At 50.8% G+C, this 18,567-nt stretch carries 11 protein-coding genes; 5 read left to right on the top strand and 6 right to left on the bottom strand.

Annotated elements, in window-relative coordinates; all coding sequences use genetic code 11:
- Positions 1 to 60: 60 nt before the first annotated feature.
- On the top strand, positions 61 to 1,614 hold the full coding sequence (locus EPD17_RS04495) for an Rne/Rng family ribonuclease (RefSeq protein ID WP_132052139.1): 1,554 nt from the start codon (positions 61 to 63) through the stop codon (positions 1,612 to 1,614).
- A 140-nt stretch (positions 1,615 to 1,754) separates the two neighbouring features.
- On the opposite strand, the gene EPD17_RS04490 is transcribed toward EPD17_RS04495, so the two are convergent.
- The 5 genes from EPD17_RS04490 to EPD17_RS04470 form a co-directional block, all read right to left on the bottom strand.
- A complete protein-coding gene (locus tag EPD17_RS04490; protein WP_132052137.1) occupies positions 1,755 to 3,116 on the bottom strand; it encodes a RagB/SusD family nutrient uptake outer membrane protein in 1,362 nt (453 codons plus the stop codon).
- Between the two features lie 21 nt (positions 3,117 to 3,137).
- Positions 3,138 to 6,260, bottom strand: a complete 3,123-nt coding sequence (locus EPD17_RS04485) for a SusC/RagA family TonB-linked outer membrane protein (protein ID WP_132052135.1) — start codon at positions 6,258 to 6,260, stop codon at positions 3,138 to 3,140.
- A gap of 243 nt (positions 6,261 to 6,503) precedes the next feature.
- Positions 6,504 to 8,012 carry a RagB/SusD family nutrient uptake outer membrane protein gene (locus EPD17_RS04480; protein ID WP_132052133.1) on the bottom strand — a complete coding sequence of 503 codons (1,509 nt, stop codon included), beginning with the start codon at positions 8,010 to 8,012 and terminating at the stop codon, positions 6,504 to 6,506.
- A gap of 24 nt (positions 8,013 to 8,036) precedes the next feature.
- Positions 8,037 to 11,033, bottom strand: a complete 2,997-nt coding sequence (locus tag EPD17_RS04475) for a SusC/RagA family TonB-linked outer membrane protein (protein ID WP_132052131.1) — start codon at positions 11,031 to 11,033, stop codon at positions 8,037 to 8,039.
- A gap of 222 nt (positions 11,034 to 11,255) precedes the next feature.
- Positions 11,256 to 11,948 carry a zinc metallopeptidase gene (locus EPD17_RS04470; RefSeq protein WP_132052129.1) on the bottom strand — a complete coding sequence of 231 codons (693 nt, stop codon included), beginning with the start codon at positions 11,946 to 11,948 and terminating at the stop codon, positions 11,256 to 11,258.
- A gap of 463 nt (positions 11,949 to 12,411) precedes the next feature.
- Here EPD17_RS04470 and radA point away from each other — a divergent pair, with 463 nt between their 5' ends.
- Positions 12,412 to 13,797, top strand: a complete 1,386-nt coding sequence (radA, locus tag EPD17_RS04465; RefSeq protein ID WP_132052127.1) for a DNA repair protein RadA — start codon at positions 12,412 to 12,414, stop codon at positions 13,795 to 13,797.
- A 155-nt stretch (positions 13,798 to 13,952) separates the two neighbouring features.
- A complete protein-coding gene (locus EPD17_RS04460; protein ID WP_240040738.1) occupies positions 13,953 to 14,684 on the top strand; it encodes a ComF family protein in 732 nt (243 codons plus the stop codon).
- Between the two features lie 40 nt (positions 14,685 to 14,724).
- Here the strand turns inward: EPD17_RS04460 and EPD17_RS04455 are convergent, their stop codons facing one another.
- Positions 14,725 to 16,086, bottom strand: coding sequence for a choice-of-anchor Q domain-containing protein (locus EPD17_RS04455; RefSeq protein WP_132052125.1), 1,362 nt, complete (start codon positions 16,084 to 16,086; stop codon positions 14,725 to 14,727).
- Between the two features lie 182 nt (positions 16,087 to 16,268).
- On the opposite strand from EPD17_RS04455, the gene EPD17_RS04450 reads away from it, so the two are divergent.
- Together EPD17_RS04450 and EPD17_RS04445 are read left to right on the top strand one after the other, a co-directional pair.
- Positions 16,269 to 16,784 (top strand): glutathione peroxidase, encoded by a 516-nt coding sequence (locus EPD17_RS04450; RefSeq protein ID WP_204743298.1) that lies wholly within the window; start codon positions 16,269 to 16,271, stop codon positions 16,782 to 16,784.
- Between the two features lie 176 nt (positions 16,785 to 16,960).
- On the top strand, positions 16,961 to 18,184 hold the full coding sequence (locus EPD17_RS04445) for a DNA polymerase III subunit (RefSeq protein WP_132052123.1): 1,224 nt from the start codon (positions 16,961 to 16,963) through the stop codon (positions 18,182 to 18,184).
- Positions 18,185 to 18,567: the final 383 nt, after the last annotated feature.

Raw genomic sequence — 18,567 nt, 5'->3', positions numbered from 1 at the left:
GGCACACCGCGTATCCCCCATTAGCGCCCACAAGTTGTACGTTCGTAAAGGTGGAGTAATGTGAACAAAGAATTAATCATCAATGCTGCCACGCATGGCGTGGATATAGCATTACTGGAAGACAAGAAGCTGGTAGAACTGCACACAGAAAAAAACGATGCCCGCTTTGCCGTGGGTGATCTGTATTTAGGCAAGGTAAAAAAACTTATTCCCGGACTGAACGCGGCTTTTGTGGATGTTGGCTACGAAAAAGATGCCTTCCTGCACTACACCGACCTGAGCCCTTATGCCAAGTCGCTGCTCAAGTTTACCCAAATGGCGATCAATGATAAAACGCCGGAGGGTATGGACTTTTCGCAGTTTGGGGTGGAGCCCGAAATCATCAAGACCGGAAAGATCAATGAGGTACTCAACGGCAAGCCCAACATTCTGGTGCAGATCCTGAAAGAGCCCATTGCAGCCAAAGGCCCCCGCCTGAGCTGCGAAATCTCGCTGCCCGGCCGTTTTGTGGTGCTGACGCCCTTCAACGACATTGTTGCCGTTTCGCGTAAAATCCATTCCTCGGAAGAACGCAAACGCCTGCAGCGCATTGTAGAAAGCATCAAGGGCAAAAACTTTGGCGTTATTGTGCGTACAGCTGCCGAGGGCAAAAACACCGCCGAGCTGCACGAAGATCTGGCCGAGTTGCAGGCTACCTGGAGTGTGATTCAGAAAAACCTGCTGGGTGCGGCGCCGCCGAAAAAGATTTTGAGTGAGCAAAATAAAGCCCACAGCATCCTGCGCGACCTGCTCAATGCCGATTTCAACCGCATTGTCGTAAATGACAAAACCATTTATTCGGATGCGAAAAACTACATCCAGCGCATTGCCCCGGAAAAAGCCGAGATCGTAACGCTGCACAACCAGCCCCTGCCCATTTTTGACCAGTACGGCATTACCAAACAAATCAAAGCGGCATTTGGCAAAACGGTAAACCTCAACAGCGGTGCCTACCTCATTATCGAGCACACCGAGGCCCTGCATGTTATTGACGTAAACAGCGGTTACAAAAGCGTGAGCAACAACCAGGAGCAGAACGCCCTGGAAACCAACCTGGAAGCGGCCGAGGAAATTTCGCGCCAGCTGCGCCTGCGCGATATTGGCGGCATCATCGTGGTAGATTTCATTGATATGAAGCTGCCCGAGAACAAGAAAAAGCTGATGGAGGCCATGGAAGGCTTTATGCGCCCCGACCGCGCCAAGCATGCCGTGCTGCCTATTTCCAAGTTTGGCCTCATGCAGATTACGCGGCAGCGGATGAAGCCCGAAATGAACATCAACACGCAGGAGGTTTGTCCTTCCTGTCACGGCACGGGCAAAATTTCGTCTACGCTTATTCTGGAAGACGAGATCGAAAAAAACCTGGGCTACCTGTTTACCCACAAACACAGCAACCTTTCCATTACCGTGCATCCCATCGTACATGCCTATTTAACCAAAGGCTGGCTGTGGAACTCGAAACTGGCCCGCTGGAAACGCAAATACAAACAAGCTATTACGGTAAAAGCCGACAACAACTACCAACTCACCGAGTTCCGGTTTTTTGATGCCAACGGCGAAGAAATTAAGATGTAGGTTAGTGATTAGCGTTTGTTGTTGATCGTGAAACGTCAAACGTGAATGGTGAAAGAAAAAACAACACGACAAGACATTCAATAGAAACGGCTCCCAACTGGGAGCCGTTTCTATTTATACTCTATTTTCTTTTCCAGCTATTAATAACCTTCGTTCTGTGTCAGGTTGGGGTTTACCTGGCGTTCCCGTTCGGGTATGGGCAAAACCAGCCGCTGCGCGTTCCAGGCATATGGCCCAATGGAGCCCTGCAGGCGTTTGATGTCGTGGAGCACGGCGCCTTCAAAAGCAAGCTCCAGCCGGCGTTCTTTTAAAATGCTGGCCAGCGTAAGCTGCCCTGCCGTCAGCGGCTGCAGGCCGGCCCTTGTCCTGATCTGGTTTACATCGCTGAGCGGCGAAGCACCTACGGCAGTGCCCAGCCTAAAATTGGCTTCGGCACGAATGAGATACATTTCCGCAAGGCGCACCACGGGCACGTTGCCATACACCATATCGTATTTGGCTGTGCGCAAACCGCCATCCCTGTAAATCAGGTCCAGGCGCTGGTCTTCGGGTTCAAACTGCGCCACGAAGGCGTCACGCAGGTCAATATCGCCACGGCCAGTAGTGGAAAAATACGTATTGAGCTCGTTTACACCAGCGCTGCTGGTAACGGCAATGGAAAAAATATACTCCGCAGGGCTTTCGGTGTCTTCGCTCAGGTTTTGCGAATTAAAGGGGAATACGGCGTCTGTTTCTACCAGCCGGTAGCGGTTGGCAGTAATGACGCGGTTGGCTGCGGCGGCAGCTTGTTCGTAATTGCCTTGCTGCAGGTAAATGCGGGCCAGCATGGCTGCGGCAGCGTACCGCGATGCAAACACGTTGTTGGTTTGCGCGCCAGGGAGCAGTGCTTCGGCTTCGGTCAGGTCTTTAATGGCCTGCGCATACACTTCCGAAACTTTGGCTCGGGCCACATTGCTCGACTCGTTGAGCGGCGCCCTGGTAGGGGTTAAAATCAGCGGCACGCCGTCGTTGTTGGCGGGGTTGCCGTCGTTCCAGGATTTGGCATATAGCCGCACCAGTTCAAAATACACGGCACCGCGGATAAATTTGGCTTCGCCTTCCACCCGGGCCTTACGGGCCGGCAGTACCACATCCAGCGCAGAAAGTACATTGTTGACATCGTTGATTACCTGGTACGAATCAAGCCAGGTGTCCCGCACGAACACGTTGTTGACCGGTGTTGATTTGTTGTACAATTGGGTTAGCCCCTGGAAGGTTCCGGTCCAATTGAACAAATTTGAGCCACCGAGCAGTTCCGATATAAGCATGATGTTGCCGCCGTACACGTCGGCATCGCCCAGGTCGGAGTAAGCACCGATCAGGGCCGCTTCTACATCCGAGCTGGTGCGCAGTGCCTGGTTTTCATCGATGCTTTGCGTGGGGGTTATATCGAGATTTTTTTCGCATGCCGACATGGTGAATAATAGTGCCGCAATGCCTAAAAATTTATTGATCCTTTTCATTGTAATAAAATTGATTGTTGGTTACAGCCCTACGTTTACACCAAATACAATGGCCCTGATTTGCGGCGCCGAGTAAAAATCCACACCCTGGTTGATGTTGGATGCCTGGTAATCGGCATTCACTTCAGGATCCCAACCGTTGTAGTTGGTAAACGTAAACAGGTTTTGGCCCCTTACGTACACCCGTGCCCGGTCAAGGCCAATGCGGCCAATTACCGACTTGGGCAGGCTGTAGCCCAGCATCAGTGTTTTTACTCGCAAAAACGAACCGTCCGAAACAAAGCGGCTGGAAGGATCAGTACCATTGGGGAAAAACAGGCGTGCTTCCGGAATCCGGGTCACATCGCCGGGCGCTTTCCACGCTGCCAGCTGGTCGCGGGTTTGGTTATCAAAACCATTGGAAGCGCTAGCCGACATGTACTGGCCACCACCAGCGTAGTTTTCATTTCCATATACACCCTGCAGCATCAGTTCCAGGTCAAAGCCCTTGAAATTCACCGTATTGCGGATGCCGTAGATAAAATCAGGATTAGGGTTGCCAATCACCACTTCCTTGGCCTCGTTATAGTCGGCAGTGGTGGAGCGGTCAAGTTTACCATCGGGGCCCACCGTGTTTTTAATGTACAGCGCATCACCGGTTTGCACATCGGCACCGGCAAACTCACGGGCTACAAACACACCGAGCGGCTGTCCTTCGCGGGCCCTGTTTTGGCGGCCAATTCCAATTTCCTGTCCGGCCAGGTTGGTGATTTTGTTGCGGTTGAGGCTAAAGTTTACGTTGGTGGTCCAGCGGAAATTGCGGGTAGCGATGTTGTCGCTGTTGATGGAAATCTCGATGCCTTTGTTTTCCATGTTGCCGATGTTGCGCAACTGGGAGGCAAAACCCGAAGTACCCGGAACCTCCACATTCAGCAGGAGGTCTTTTGTTTTTTTCATGTACAGGTCAACCTCGGCACTGATGCGGTTTTTCAAAAAACCGATTTCAAAACCTACATCGCCGCTGGTAGATGTTTCCCATTTCAGGTCGGGGTTGGCCAGTTGGCTTGGGTGCTGGCCCGGTACGCCGTTATAGGGCGCATCGCCTGAAAACAGGCCCAAAGAAGCAAAGTTGCCGATCTCGGCATTACCCGTCAGTCCATAACTGGCTTTCAGTTTCAGGAAAGAAATGGCGTTGGAGTTTTTCAGGAAATCCTCTTCCGACACAATCCAGCCCGCCGAAGCTGCCGGGAAAAAGCCCCAGCGGTTGTTGGCGCCAAAACGCGATGATGCATCGAAACGGCCGCTTAGTGTGAGCAGGTACTTGTCGTTGAACTTATAGTTGGCCCTGGCAAAGTAAGAAAGGAACGAAAACTGCGACTCTGATGAAGAAGCATCCGCCTTGGTGGCAGCGCTTGCCAGCTTTTTATAAGCCGACGATGGGAAAGCTTCTGCTTCGGCATAAATGCTGTAAATGCGCTGGTTTTGATAACTCATACCCACCACGCCATCAATGTCGTGCCTTTCGGCAAACGAAGTGGCATACCGGAAAAAGTTGTTGGTGGTAATGTTCAGGATCTGGTCGGACGAGGCAAGGCCACCGCCTTTGGGATATCCTGAGTTGCGTTCGGTAAGCGGCCCGTAATACCCATCCTCATTTTGGTTCATCTGGTCCATGCCCAACTCCGAACGGAAAGTGAGGTTCTTGAACAGTTGCGCCTGGCCAAACAAGTTGCCCAAAGTGCGGTTTACCGTTGTATTTAAATAGGCATCCGCATAGTTCAGGATCGGGTTGTAATACACCGGGTAGTTGGTGTTGGGCCCGCCGGGGTTGGTGGCCCGGGTGGGATCGGATGCCCCACTGATCAGGCCCGTTCTTGGGTCGATGAGCGGTGTAATGGGCGAAAGTGCTACGATCTGCAAGGGGTTGGAAAATGCATTATCGTTGGAAACGCGGTCGTTGAGCGACCGGGCAAAATTGAGGTTCATGCCCAGGTTCAACCAGTTGTTGAACTTGTGGTCGAGGTTGAGGCGGCCGTTGTATTTTTTATAGCTGTTGCCCAGCAAAATACCGGTCTGGTCGAGGTACTGGCCACCCATATAAAAGGTGGTGCGTTCGTTGCCGCCCGAAAAGCTCAGGTCGTACTGCGAAATAGGCGCATCCTGAAAAGCCTGGTCCTGCCAGTTAGTGTTTACCTTGTAGGTCTTATAATCGTCGTTGCCTGCCGAATAGCGGCGCAGGCGGCTTTCAAGGAAATCAATGTTATCGGCAATGGCTTCCTGCTCCGACGAATAGCCGGAAATATCATAACGGAAATCGTAGCGGCCGGCACCTTCGGCAGCCTGGTACATTAGTTTTACATAATCCTCGGCGTTCAGGAATTCCATTTTACGCGTGGGCTTTTGCATACCGGTATAAAAACCAAAATCTACCCGCGAACGGCCGGTTTTGCCCCGCTTGGTAGTAATAAGCACCACCCCGTTCGATGCGCGGGAGCCATAGATGGCCGCCGAAGACGCATCTTTTAAAATTTCAATGGATTCGATGTCGTTGGTGTTCAGCTCAGCCAGCGGGTTGGTAGGAGCACCGTTGCTCGAAAGGTTGAGCGTTACTACCGGGATACCGTCCACTACGTATAGCGGCTCGTTGCCACCTGTTACCGACGAGGCGCCACGGATGCGGATATTGATGCCTTGGCCCAGCTTTCCGTTTTGCTGAGTTACCTGCACGCCGGCTGCACGGCCCTGCAGCGCAGTTTCAAACGAAGTAACCGGCGTATTGGCCAGTTCGGCGGAACCTACTTTTGCAATGGCGCCGGTAACATCCCGCTTTATTTTAGTACCATACCCTACCACCACCACTTCGTCCAGCGATGTTTCGCCGGCGGCCAGCGATGCAGTAATGGGCGAAGCGGAAGCAGCCACCTCAATGGTGCGGAAACCTACATAAGAAATAACGAGGGTGGCATTTTGCGGAGCATTGATGGTAAAGGAACCGTCGGGGCCAGTAACAGCATTTGTGCTACCACCTTTTACCGAAACAGTTGCACCAACGATGGGCGAACCGGTACGTTCATCGGTAACCCTACCGGTTACGGGTACCTGTGCCCACAATACCTGAACGGCAAGCAACAGCATTGCCAGTAATAGCGGCTTTAACTTTCTCATGTACACTTGATTTAGTCTGGATATTTTATAACATTTCTATAACAGACCGGAAGTTAAAGTGCAATGCTGCTTTACCAATTAGTTTTAAATAAATATTTTTAAATAAGATGAATAACAATTCAAAATCAGTAAAATAAATCGCAGTTGAGCCAGATATTTTTAAAAACTTATACAAAAGGTACCATAAAAAAATCCCCGGCCAAAGCCGGGGATTTTTTTATTAAACAGGCGCTTATTTAAAGATTAATAACCTGAGTTCTGAGCTTGGTTGGTGTTTGCCCTAACCACAGTTTCCGGGATAGGCAGTGCCCATTCGCGGTCGTTGGGCTCCAGGCGGCAATCGCCGGCCGGCGACTGGCTGGTACCACAAGTGCTGCCGCGCTGAATAGTGCGGGTAGTGCGCTTCAGGTCGAAAAAGCGGTGGCCTTCGCCAATCAGCTCCGCTCTTCTTTCATTAGCAATAGCCTCCAGCAACGGGGCGCCTACCAATACTAGCGGCAGGTTACCGGTGATGCGGTTTGCACGTAGCGTGTTCAGGTCCTGCAGGGCAAGTACATCCTGGCCGCTCCGAGCACGGGCTTCGGCACGGATCAGGTACATTTCACCAGTACGGATGGCTGGGAAATTGGCATTGCCATCGGATACCGTTGCGCCTTTACCACGGTACTTGGTCAGAGCTAAGCCTCTGGATACTGTACCGTCGTTAATCTGTGTAAAATAGGTGCTGTAACGAACGTCGTTGCTACGCACTAATCCACCGGTTCCTAAGGTATCGGCAATTTCCAATGCCGGGCGGAAGTAGCTGCGCTGGTTGGTTGCAAAGTACACCAGGAAGGTAGGGCCGCTTTGGCCCGCTTCAAACTGCACGTTCCAGATGATCTCGCCACGGTTGGTTTCGTTGTACATGCCTGCAAAAGCAGCAGGGTTGGTTACACCATTTACCAGCGGCCTGCGATCAATGGCCTCGGTAGCAGCAGTAATGGCATCAGCCCACTGACCGGCATAAAGGCTGGTTCTTGCCTGGATGGCATAAGCACCTGCCAGGTCGATGTACGGACGGGTCAGCGCTGAAGAAGCGTTGATGGCGCGATCCACATTTTGCAACAACCGAACAGCCTCGGAAAGGTCAGCAAACAGGTTGTCGTAAAACTCCTTGTTAGTCATCCGGGGCGGCTGTACCGCGTTGGGCGAAGGAAGAATAAACTCCTTTACATAAGCCACAGCAGGGTCGTTACTATTGCGGTCGAAACGCGGAGCAAAGTACCGGAACAGGTCGAAATGCGCCAAGGCACGAATAGCCAGCGCCTGGCCTTTCAGGCGGTTAGCACGGCCCTGGTTGGCAGTGGTTGTGAACTTATCGATATCGCGCAGCACCACGTTGGCGTTGGCAATAACCGCGTAAGGAGCCGAATAAAACGTAGTGATCTGCGTAGTATTCTGGTTGAAGGTCCAGTCGGCCATTGCCCTCGAGTTGGCCAGCGACGAACCGGATTCAAACAGGTTATCGCTCAGCACATCAGGCATCAGCGACCAGCCTGCGCCGGTACCACTGCCCGATCCGTAATAGTTGGCATTGCGGAAACCGGCATAAGCGCCCAACAACACCTGCTCAATCTGGTCCATGTTGGATGGATTATTCAATCCATCGAGTGTAAACTCGGGTGTCAGCTCCAACACCTCTTCTTTTGTACAGGCCTGCAGCATACTTAGCGCTGTCAGGGCCATCAGTGAATATTTTATCGTTTTGAACATGATCAAGATTCTAGATTGTTTTAATTAAAACCCAACGGACAGGCCAAATGTTGTTTGCACCAGCGCAGGATATTGTGCACCCACCAGCGACGTACCGGTTGCTTCGGGGTCAAAGCTGCGGTACTTTGTTTTGGTCCACCAGTTTTGTCCCTGCACAAATACCCGGGCAGTTCTGATCTTAGCCTTGCTCACCAGGCTGGTGGGCAGGGTGTAACCCAGGGTTACGTTGCGCAAACGCCAGTAGCTGGCATCGTCGAGGAAACGACTGGTAGCTGTTTGGTATGGGTTGGCGGGAGCACCTGTTGAACCTACTGCACCTGCGTTTGCACGGGGCACATCGGTGATGTCGCCTGGTTTGCGCCATTCGCGCAGCATTCCTACCCATAGGTTATCGAAATAGTAGTCAGGGTTGGCTACGTTATTCAGGTCGTTGTTATACATTACCCGGTCCAGGAAAAAGTTGAGCTGTGCACTCAGGTCCAGTCCTTTATAAGAAATGGTGCTGGAGATGCCACCGTACCAGGGCGCATCGGAAGTGCCCACGTATACGCGATCGCCTACGCTAAACACCGGCGTAGTGCTGCCATCACGCTTATAATACAGTGCATTACCCGTTGCCGGGTCTACACCAGCATAACGCACCAAGTACAAGCTGTTTACCGGGTGGTCTACCGCCAGGAACGTAGTAGTACTGTTGGGCAGCGAATCCTGAGGCAGGCTCACTACACGGTTTTTATTATAAGTGATATTGCCCTGGATGTTCCAGGTAAAGTCACGGGCACGGATCACATCGCCACGCAGCATCAACTCTACACCACGGTTGCGTACCTGGCCAAAGTTGGAAGGGAAAGTTGTAAATCCATTGCCTGAAGGATCGCGGGGAATATCGTAAAACAAACCACCTTTTTCTTTGCCACCAGTGAGGCGGTCGTAAAATTCAACAGAACCAGACAGCCTGTTGCGCAGCACGGCAAAATCAACACCGAGGTTGGTGGTGCGTTGCTGCTCCCAGGTGTAATCGAGGTTACCCGGCGTACCCAAGCCCCAGCCAGTAGTACCGGCATAAGAAATACGGCCAAAAGTTGGGATGGGGAAATCGCCTGCGGGCGGTGTGGTTTGGTTACCTGTAGTACCAATGCTGGCACGGATACGGAGGTCGTCAAACACATTCTGGTTTTCCATAAACGACTCCTCAGTAGCTACCCAGGTTAAACCAACGGAGCCAAAGTTGGCAAACCGGCGGTTTACACCAAAGCGGGAAGAACCATCGCGACGGCCTACCAGTGTAACATAGTATTTACCAGCATAACCGTAGTTGATGATGCTGAAATAAGACAGGATACCATTTTGTGTACCGTTACCAGTTACTGCAGGAATATAGTTGGGATTGGTAGTGCTACCCGGTGTAATGCCGGCTTCGTTGTCAAAACCATTGGTCAGGCCATAACCGGTAAAGCCAGAACTGCGGAACTGTCCTTTAACCACTTCGGTAAACAATCCTGCATCCAGTTCGTGTTCGCCAAAAGTAGCTTTATAGTTCAGCGAGGTGGTTCCGGTGTAACGGAAGTTGCGGTTGAATGTCCTGGTCAAAGCACCCTGGCGAGCCAGACCCACCGAAGTACGGGGGCTGGTAAAATTGGAGCCTTCGTTTTGGGTATAGTCTACACCCCAGTTGGTGCGGGCAGTTAAACCCGGCAGGAATGGAAAATGGTATTCCAGGTAAGAAACGGCGATGCCTTTCAATTGGTTCGACCAGTTCTTGTTCAGGAACAGTTCCATGGCCGGGTTTGGTTGGCCAGAATATAGGTAAGCGGGGCCGCCGGTTTGCTGATATTCGCCGGTAGTGGGATCGATGTCCCTTTCATAAGGGTTGGCCCAACGGATGGCGTTCAACGGCGAGTTGAGGAAGGTGTTGCCTTCGGCTGTGCTGTTGATTCGCGAAAAACCCGCCTGCAGGTTTACACCAAAGCGGAAATTATTGATGGTATTATCCACGTTAACACGGGCAGTGTACCGCTTCAGACCAGTGGTTTTTACAATACCTTCCTGGTCGAGGTAAGAAAGGGAAGCAAACATTTTGCTGTTTTGCGAGCCGCCGGAAGCGCTCAGCATATGCTGGTGGGTAACGCCGGTTTGAAACAGGGCATCCTGCCAGCTAAAATTCACGTTGCGCAGGCTATCTGCCTCGGCATCGCTCCAGCCGTATGGGTTGGGCCTAAAAACACGACCCATTTCATAATCAATCTTTTGCTGGCTGTTCATCACCTCCAGGCGGTCTTTTGGCAGCTTGCTGAAACCCAGTTGGGCATCATAAGTAAGCTGCAAAGTGCCGGCACGGCCACGACGGGTAGAAATGACAATCACACCGTTGGAACCGCGGGAACCATACATGGCAGTAGCGGCAGCGTCTTTCAACACTTCCACCCGCTCAAAATCGCCCTGGTTAAGGCTGGCGAAATCGGCAGCGGAAATTTCAATACCGTCCATAATGTAGAGGGGAACGTTGCCACCGTTGATGGAACCGTTACCACGGATGCGCACCTGTGCGCTGGCACCGGGCTGGCCACTGTTGGCTACAACAGAGATACCCGAAGCCTGTCCCTGCAGCGCCTGGTCGAACGAACCAAATGGCTGGCGGCGTATCTCGGCGGGCGGCACTGCAGCAGTGGCACCTGCAAACTTCTTACGCTGTACGGTTGTATAACCCGTTACCACCACTTCGCTCAGGCTGTTTTCCACAGCGGCCAAACGGATGGTGATAGAGCCGGAAGCTACCGCTACTTCCTGGGTTTGATACCCTACATAGCTTACTACTAATACGCCGTTTTGGGGTGCGCTGATGGAAAATGAACCATCCACACCAGAAACAGCGTTTACGTTGGCGCTTTTTACCCGGATGGTAGCACCAACGATTGGTTGATCATTTGGATCGACTACCCTACCTGTTACCTGTACTTGTGCCCAAAGTATCTGAACCATAAGGAGCAGGGGCAGAAGCAGGAACAGCTTCATTTTTCTCATATATGTCTGAATTTTAAGGATGTAAAAATAAACTTAAAAGATGCAGACAGCAAAAAGCCACGCATATGCTGCGTGGCTCTACATATTATTTAAACAACAACCTCGGCTATATTAACAACTCATTTTTTTACCATATAGCCAAATTATTGATTCAACCTCATTCAAACATACATAGGGATAAAGGCAAATGTATGAGTTGTCCACACGCTTAGCCTTTTGCGCCTACTCACGATCGCGGCCGCCCAAAAATATCATTACGTACTGCATCAGGGTAGCCACGGCGGCTAGTGCAGCTACTACATAAGTCATTGCAGCCCAGGTAAGTGCATTTTTTGCTTTGGGATACTCCTGCGGGGTGGTCACGTTGGTGCTTTGCAACCAGGCAAGGGCTCTGCGGCTGGCATCAAACTCTACCGGTAGGGTAATTACCGAAAACACTACGGTAAGGGCAAACAGGATAATGCCCACCAGCAGCAGTGTGTAATTGCCGGAAGAAGCCATGATGATCCCGATCAGCAGCACCCAGTTTACCAGGTTGGAGCTAAACTGAACAGCCGGCACCAGTTTGCTGCGCAGTGTAAGCCAGGTGTAGGCGGTGGCGTGCTGCACGGCATGGCCGGTTTCGTGGGCAGCTACGGCAGCAGCGGCTACGCTATATCCACTGTACACATCGGGGCTCAGGTTAATGGTTTTATTCATGGGGTTGTAGTGGTCCGATAGGAAACCGGGCACCGAAACAACCTGAACATCATAGATACTGTTTTCGCGCAGCATCCGCTCCGCAATTTGCTTGCCGGTAAGCCGGGCAGCAATCGGGATTTTGCTGAAGGTGTTGAACTTGCGTTTTAGTATGGCCGAAACCAGCATACTAATACCCAAAAAGATAAAAGAAACGATCATTATAGATGGCGTCATGCGTTGTAGGTTTTTCTATGAACCATCAAATCTATTACCAATCGGTCGATTTTAAGCACAGCCGTACAGGCTTTAACAATTGGACCACCATTTTGTCAGCCTGCCCCCGAAATTAGCCACTCCTACTGACAGTTTAACAGCACTAGATTTTTCCAGAACTTTTACTTGACAATTATAAAACTATACAAATCAATATTTTAATCGATTTATTCGCCTCTTTTTTTAACCTTCAAATGGCTGAAAAAGGGCCCTTCGTGCAAAAAAATTATTTTGAAATGTGGGGCATATTTGTAATTTAGTGTCAGAATTTAATGGGTTAGTAAGTAAAAGGGTCGGTCTTCTGGTCGGCCCTTTTTACTTTTTATCTTTGCCCCAATCCCGGAATTTCACGCCGGGTTTTTACCAATACCTTCCAGCTTTTTGCTACGCCAATTTTTCAAATTATTTATTGCATTCACCAAGCATGTCGAAAGTAAAAACAGGTTTTTTCTGTCAAAGTTGTGGTTATGAAAGTGCCAAGTGGTTGGGCAAATGTCCGGGCTGCCAGCAATGGAATACGTTTGTTGAAGAACTCATTCAAAAGGATACAAAAAAAGGATCGGCAGCAACCGATTGGAAAGAATACAACGGCGATAACCGCACAAAAAAAACAGTGGCGCTGCAACAAGTAGTAGCACACGAAATGCCTCGCACACTTACCGCCGATCCCGAACTCAATCGTGTGTTGGGTGGTGGCATTGTTCCGGGCTCTATTGTATTGGTTGCCGGTGAACCAGGCATTGGTAAATCAACGCTTTTTTTACAAATGGGATTGATGATGCAGGGTGTAACAACACTGTACATCAGTGGCGAGGAAAGCGGCCAGCAAATAAAGATGCGTGCCGACCGGTTGCAAAAAGAAAACGAAGATTTTTACCTGCTTACCGAAACATCCACGCAAACCATTTTTGCAGAAATAAAAAAGCTGAAGCCCGAACTGATCATCGTTGATTCGATTCAAACATTGGAGTCGCCTTTTATTGAATCGTCCGCAGGAAGCGTATCGCAAATAAAAGAATGCGCCGCCGAATTCCAGCAGTTTGCAAAAGAAACGCATACGCCTGTTTTTTTGATTGGCCACATTACTAAAGAAGGCAACATTGCCGGCCCCAAAGTGCTGGAGCATATGGTAGATACGGTGTTGCAGTTTGAAGGCGACCGCCACTATGCATACCGCATTTTGCGAACGCTGAAAAACCGCTTTGGCTCCACTGCCGAAATTGGAATTTATCAAATGAATGAAATGGGCATGAGTGCCGTGCTCAATCCCAGCGAAATACTGATCACGCAAAAAGAAGATGCACTCAGCGGCATTGCCATTGCGGCTACGCTTGAAGGGCAGCGCCCACTGCTCATTGAAGTGCAGGCACTGGTTACACAATCGGTGTACGGCACGCCGCAACGCACCGTTAGTGGTTTTGACCTGCGCAGGCTGCAACTATTGTTGGCCGTGTTGGAAAAACGCGGCGGATTTCATTTTGGCGTAAAAGATGTGTTCCTAAATATTGCCGGCGGCTTGAAAGTAGAAGATCCATCCATCGACCTGGCGGTGTTGTGTGCCTTACTTTCTTCGTATGAAGATGTGGCCATTCCGCACAACATTTGCTTTGCCGGCGAAGTGGGCCTCAGTGGCGAGATACGGGCTGTAAACCGCGTGGAGCAACGCATTGCGGAAGCGGAGAAATTAGGCTTTGATAAAATCATTATTTCCAAGTACAGTCAAAAAGGCCTGTCCACCAACCGGTATAATATAGAAGTAGTGTTGATGGGGCAAGTCGAAGAAGTGTACCGCTATTTGTTTAATGGATAATGCTTGTGAAGGCAAGGTCAAAAGTAAAAATTCAAAAACTGGCTACCGTCGTTTAGCTGCCTTCCTTTTTGACTTTTTACTTTTGCCTTTTTACTTATTCATACTCTTGCTTTGAATCCACCGTTCCGCCTGTTATCTTGTTGCAAAACCAAAACTTGCGCTACCAACAACTTTTTGCAAACGGCTTGCATGAATTAAAACAAACTGCCGACATTTTGTTGCACTTGATATTTCCGCATTGCTGCACCGGTTGCGGCAACGATATGTTGCAGGCTAACCAGGTGTTGTGCACCACTTGTGCCGATGCACTGCCCCGCACACACTTCGAGCACCATGCCAACAATCCGATTGAGAAAATATTTTGGGGGCGCCTGCCCATCACTTATGCTTCAGCGCAATACTTTTTTACCAAAGACTCTGTAATGCAAAACCTGATGCATGCATTAAAATACCGCGGTAATAAAGAAGTGGGTTTGTGGCTGGGTAAAACAATCGGCGCACAACTTTTCAGCACCAATCGATTCATGCAGGTAGATGCACTGGTGCCGCTGCCGCTGTATCCCGAAAAAGAACACCAACGCGGTTACAACCAGGCCCGCGTGTTGTGCGATGGCATGGCGCAGGCGATGCAAAAACCGGTGCTCCACCAGGCCGTTATTCGCACCCATCATACTGAAAGCCAAACCAAGAAAACAAGAGTGGAACGGTGGCAAAATATGGAAGGCCGTTTTTTAGTAGCCGATCCTGGTGCATTACAAGGCAAACACCTGCTGCTGGTAGATGATGTGGTAACCACCGGTGCTACACTGGAAGCCTGCGGCCGCTGCTTGCTGGATGTGCCCGATGTGCGGTTAAGTATAGCTACGTTGTGCTGCGCATTTAATTAAACAACTATCATCCACCATCTATCATCCATCAACTCTTCACCTACTCCTCATATGCCCCCAAATCGGGCAGGCCGTTAGGCCGTTGTTCGCCATCCAGGTCTTTGTCAATAGAGGAAGCTTTTCCTTTGTCAATGGCAGGCGATGTGGACTGCAGCCTGAAATCAAAGGACCCATTTTCTGTGCTCCGGAACTGTGGATCTTCATCAAAAACATTGGTTGCAGTTGCCGCAGTTGGAACGGCGCTCACCTTCCATAAAACATGATCGAACTGCGCTGAAAATGCAAGCCCGGGTTGGGGCAGTAGCAATACTTCGTCGGATAGTTCCAGCGCCGCTCCCCAGATAATACAATTGCGGAATACCAGCGATAGCGGCACACCAACCGGCGTACCATTTACCGACACCACATTGCCCGCCTGCACCAGCGGCTCTTTGCGCAGCAGGTAGCGGGTGTTGTATCCCACAATGGTACAATGATCAAACGCATACTGCCCACCCGCCAACACCAGGCCTTTGCTGCAGTTGCTGACCAACAGGTTGCTTGCAGCAAGCGATGCATCCTGTCCCGAAATGCCGGCATCAAAAGCACCTTCAATGATGGTTTCCGAAAGGGTCAATTGCGCCGCTCTTTCGAGCACTATTCCCCCGTAGGCATTTTTTATATGGGCAAATGCAATGCGGTTGGCCCTGCTGCCCGCCGCAAAGCGGATGCCCGGCCAGGAGCCCGGATGATTGCGGTACGGTTCGTCGAGGCGGCTGCCGCTAAAATAAACGCGGTTGGCACTATCCGCAGCGCCCTGCACTACAAGCGTACCGGCAATAATAATGGGTGCAGTATTGTGTACAAATATTCTGGTGCCCTGTTCAATGGTAAGTGTGGCGCCGGCGGCTACCCGCAGTTCGCCCAGCACTACGTAAGGCAGATCATTGTTCCATGTTTCATGGGCAGTAATGGTGCGGCGGTTAATAAAGCGTGCATTTTGCCCGTATGCCTGCAGCTGCACCACTTCACGGTTGCCGTTGTAATTAATTTCAACAGAGTCGGCTACCACAAAAGGTTGTGCTGCGGCCGAAGGGTCCACATTTACCGAAACAAAAACATAGGCACTATCACCGGCGGGAACTTCCACGCCGCTCACCACTGCGCCGGGCTCGCCGTTTACATTTAATGAAAATGGCGAAGCGGCACCACCGCCCATGCGGATGGATTGAATGCGGATGCCTTTGCTGTTGTTGTTGAATATTTTAAAGGAACGCACCGTAGAGCCGGCACTGGAAAAAACGGTGTCAAAATGCAGGGTATCAGCAAGCAGGGAAAGCCGGGATGCGGCATCGGTGGTAAAGGATTCTTTTTGGCAGGACCATAATAATGCCGCAATGGCGCAAAGGACAAGGATTCTCACAGCATAAAGCTAAGGAGAAAAAGCACACCGCCTTGAAGCCCACACGAACGGTTGTTTTGAAAAAACAGGTACTCATTTCAATGCAACCACCGGCTTTTGCTGATCGTCTGAAAACTGTTGTCAATCTTGCCCCAACTTCTGTAGCTTTACTTTGTTATTACTCCACTACAACACAACACATCATGAAAACAATATTATTGGCTATGACCCTGGCTGCTTTTTCGATGGCGGTTTCCATTTACGATTTTAAAGTGCCCGGATTGGAGGGCAACCAAATTGATTTTTCGAAATACAAGGGTAAAAAAATCCTGATCGTAAACACGGCCTCTAAATGCGGCCTCACGCCCCAGTATAAAGACCTGGAGGAGCTGCACAAAAAATATAAAGACAAGCTGGTGATCGTGGGTTTCCCGGCCAACAACTTTGCAGGGCAAGAGCCCGGTTCCAACTCCGAGATCAGCGAGTTTTGCAAACGCAATTACGGCGTTACATTTACCATGGCCGAAAAGGTTTCGGTAAAAGGCGAAGACATTCACCCCCTGTTTAAATACCTGACCGGCGAAGCGGCCCGCATGGGTGTGGAAGACCCCATCAAATGGAACTTCACCAAGTTTTTGCTCGATGAAAAAGGTAAGCTCATTGCCGTGATCCCCAGCAAAACCAGCCCGCTGAGCGAAGAGTTGACCAGCAAATTATAGAACCCGGATTTTGGTTATTGGACGGAATTTATGAGGAAAAATTAATGACCGCTACCTCCCGCCAAATCCGTTTCATCCCATAAATCATAGTTCTCCTCGTTCTCACTACTTTTGAGCCGCCTTTGGGCGGCTTTTCTTTTTCATTCCCTTTTCATCCTATAAATCTTAGTTTCCGGATGCTGTTTTCTGATGTTATTGGCCAACAAGAAGTAAAGGGGCACCTCGTTGAAATGGTGCAGCACAACCGCCTGAGCCATGCCCTGCTGTTTTTGGGCAAAGAAGGCAGCGGCGCCCTGCCCCTAGCCCTTGCTTTTGCCCAATACATTTCATCCCTCCCGCAGCAAAAAGGCCATTCTGCCGAAGCATCCCTTTTTGGCGAAGCCACACCGCCCCCTTCCCTGCCGTCCACGCCGGATGAGGCCGATAGCTGGACGAGCCAGCAATCTTCTTTTTCCAAGGGGCAGCAGATGGTGCACCCCGATATTCATTACGCCTACCCGGTGATCACCAAAAAGGCGGGCACGCCGCCCTTAAGCACCGACTACATCACCGAATGGCGGGAGTTTGTACAGCAATATCCATATGGCAACGTGTACGACTGGCTGCAGTTTATCAACGCCGAAAACAAACAAGGCAACATTACCGCCGCCGAATGCAACGACATTATTCGGAAATTGAACCTGAAAAGCTTTGAAAGCGGCTACAAAGTGCTGGTGCTGTGGATGCCCGAATACCTGGGCAAAGAAGGCAATAAACTGCTGAAACTAATTGAGGAGCCGCCTGCCGATACGTTGTTTATCCTGGTGGCGGAAAGCGAGTCCGCTATTTTATCAACCATACTTTCGCGGTGCCAGCTGGTAAAAGTGCCGGCACTAAACCCAGCCGATGTGGCCGCTGCCTTGCAGCGCCGCAACGGTACGCCGGCCGATGCCGCCCAGCGCATTGCCGGCCTTTCGGAGGGCAACTACCGCGAGGCGCTACACCTGCTGCAACACGCCGATGAGGATTTTTCGGCGCTGCTGCGCGACTGGCTGAATGCCACGGTAAAATACCAGCCGCAGGCGCAGCTTAAATGTATTGACGACCTGGCCCGCATGGGCCGCGAAAACGGCAAGCAGTTTCTGCGCTTTTTTCAGCACCTGCTGGAGCTGGCCCTGCGCCTTAAGGTGTTGGAAGAAGCCGGTATGGGCCACCACCTGCAAGGGCTGCCGCAAAACGAGCTGGATTTTGCGCAGCGCCTCAATAAAATCTGCACTGTGGAGCAGCAGGGCGAAATCAGCCGCGAACTGGATGACGCCGCCTATTACATTGAGCGGAACGCTAATGCCAAGATGCTGTTTCACGCCCTCACCATTAAGTTGTTTTACATCATCCGGAACAATGCGGTAGTGGAGATATGAGTCCGAAGTCGGAAGTTGGTGGCTGCATTGCCAGCTGTACTTCCATTCAAATGGGCTTGAGGTCGAGCAAATTGTTTTCCGCCAGCCCTTCTATTTTTTCGCAGGCTCCCGGCCTTGTCATCCTGAGCGCAGCGAAGGACCTGAGCTGGTGACCGAAAAAAAAGAGCAACAGGAGCAGACACTTGTTTCGACACTTCCCCTAGTGCACGTTCAGATCCTTCGCTGCGCTCAGGATGACAAAAAAGACCCGACCTAGGAACAAGCTTTAAAGCAAGCGGCTCCATTCACCTGCCCCTGCCTACCTCACTTTAAATCAACATTTTAAAAAACCCATCTTCCGACTTCGGACCTCCGATTTCCGACTTCTCACATTCCCATTGCCC

Source organism: Pseudocnuella soli (genome assembly GCF_004347775.1).
Classification (GTDB): Bacteria; Bacteroidota; Bacteroidia; order Chitinophagales; family Chitinophagaceae; genus Flavisolibacter; species Flavisolibacter aquaticus.
Note: the sequence above shows the minus strand (reverse complement) of the source record. Positions and strands in the feature narration are given on the sequence as shown.

Excerpts from the sequence above, each read along its gene's own strand:
- EPD17_RS04490 (WP_132052137.1), bottom strand. The coding sequence starts at position 3,116 with ATGAAAAGGATCAATAAATTTTTAGGCATTGCGGCACTATTATTCACC.
- EPD17_RS04485 (WP_132052135.1), bottom strand. The coding sequence starts at position 6,260 with ATGAGAAAGTTAAAGCCGCTATTACTGGCAATGCTGTTGCTTGCCGTT.
- EPD17_RS04480 (WP_132052133.1), bottom strand. The coding sequence starts at position 8,012 with ATGTTCAAAACGATAAAATATTCACTGATGGCCCTGACAGCGCTAAGT.
- EPD17_RS04475 (WP_132052131.1), bottom strand. The coding sequence starts at position 11,033 with ATGAGAAAAATGAAGCTGTTCCTGCTTCTGCCCCTGCTCCTTATGGTT.
- EPD17_RS04470 (WP_132052129.1), bottom strand. The coding sequence starts at position 11,948 with ATGACGCCATCTATAATGATCGTTTCTTTTATCTTTTTGGGTATTAGT.
- radA (WP_132052127.1), top strand. The coding sequence starts at position 12,412 with ATGTCGAAAGTAAAAACAGGTTTTTTCTGTCAAAGTTGTGGTTATGAA.
- EPD17_RS04450 (WP_204743298.1), top strand. The coding sequence starts at position 16,269 with ATGAAAACAATATTATTGGCTATGACCCTGGCTGCTTTTTCGATGGCG.
- EPD17_RS04445 (WP_132052123.1), top strand. The coding sequence starts at position 16,961 with ATGCTGTTTTCTGATGTTATTGGCCAACAAGAAGTAAAGGGGCACCTC.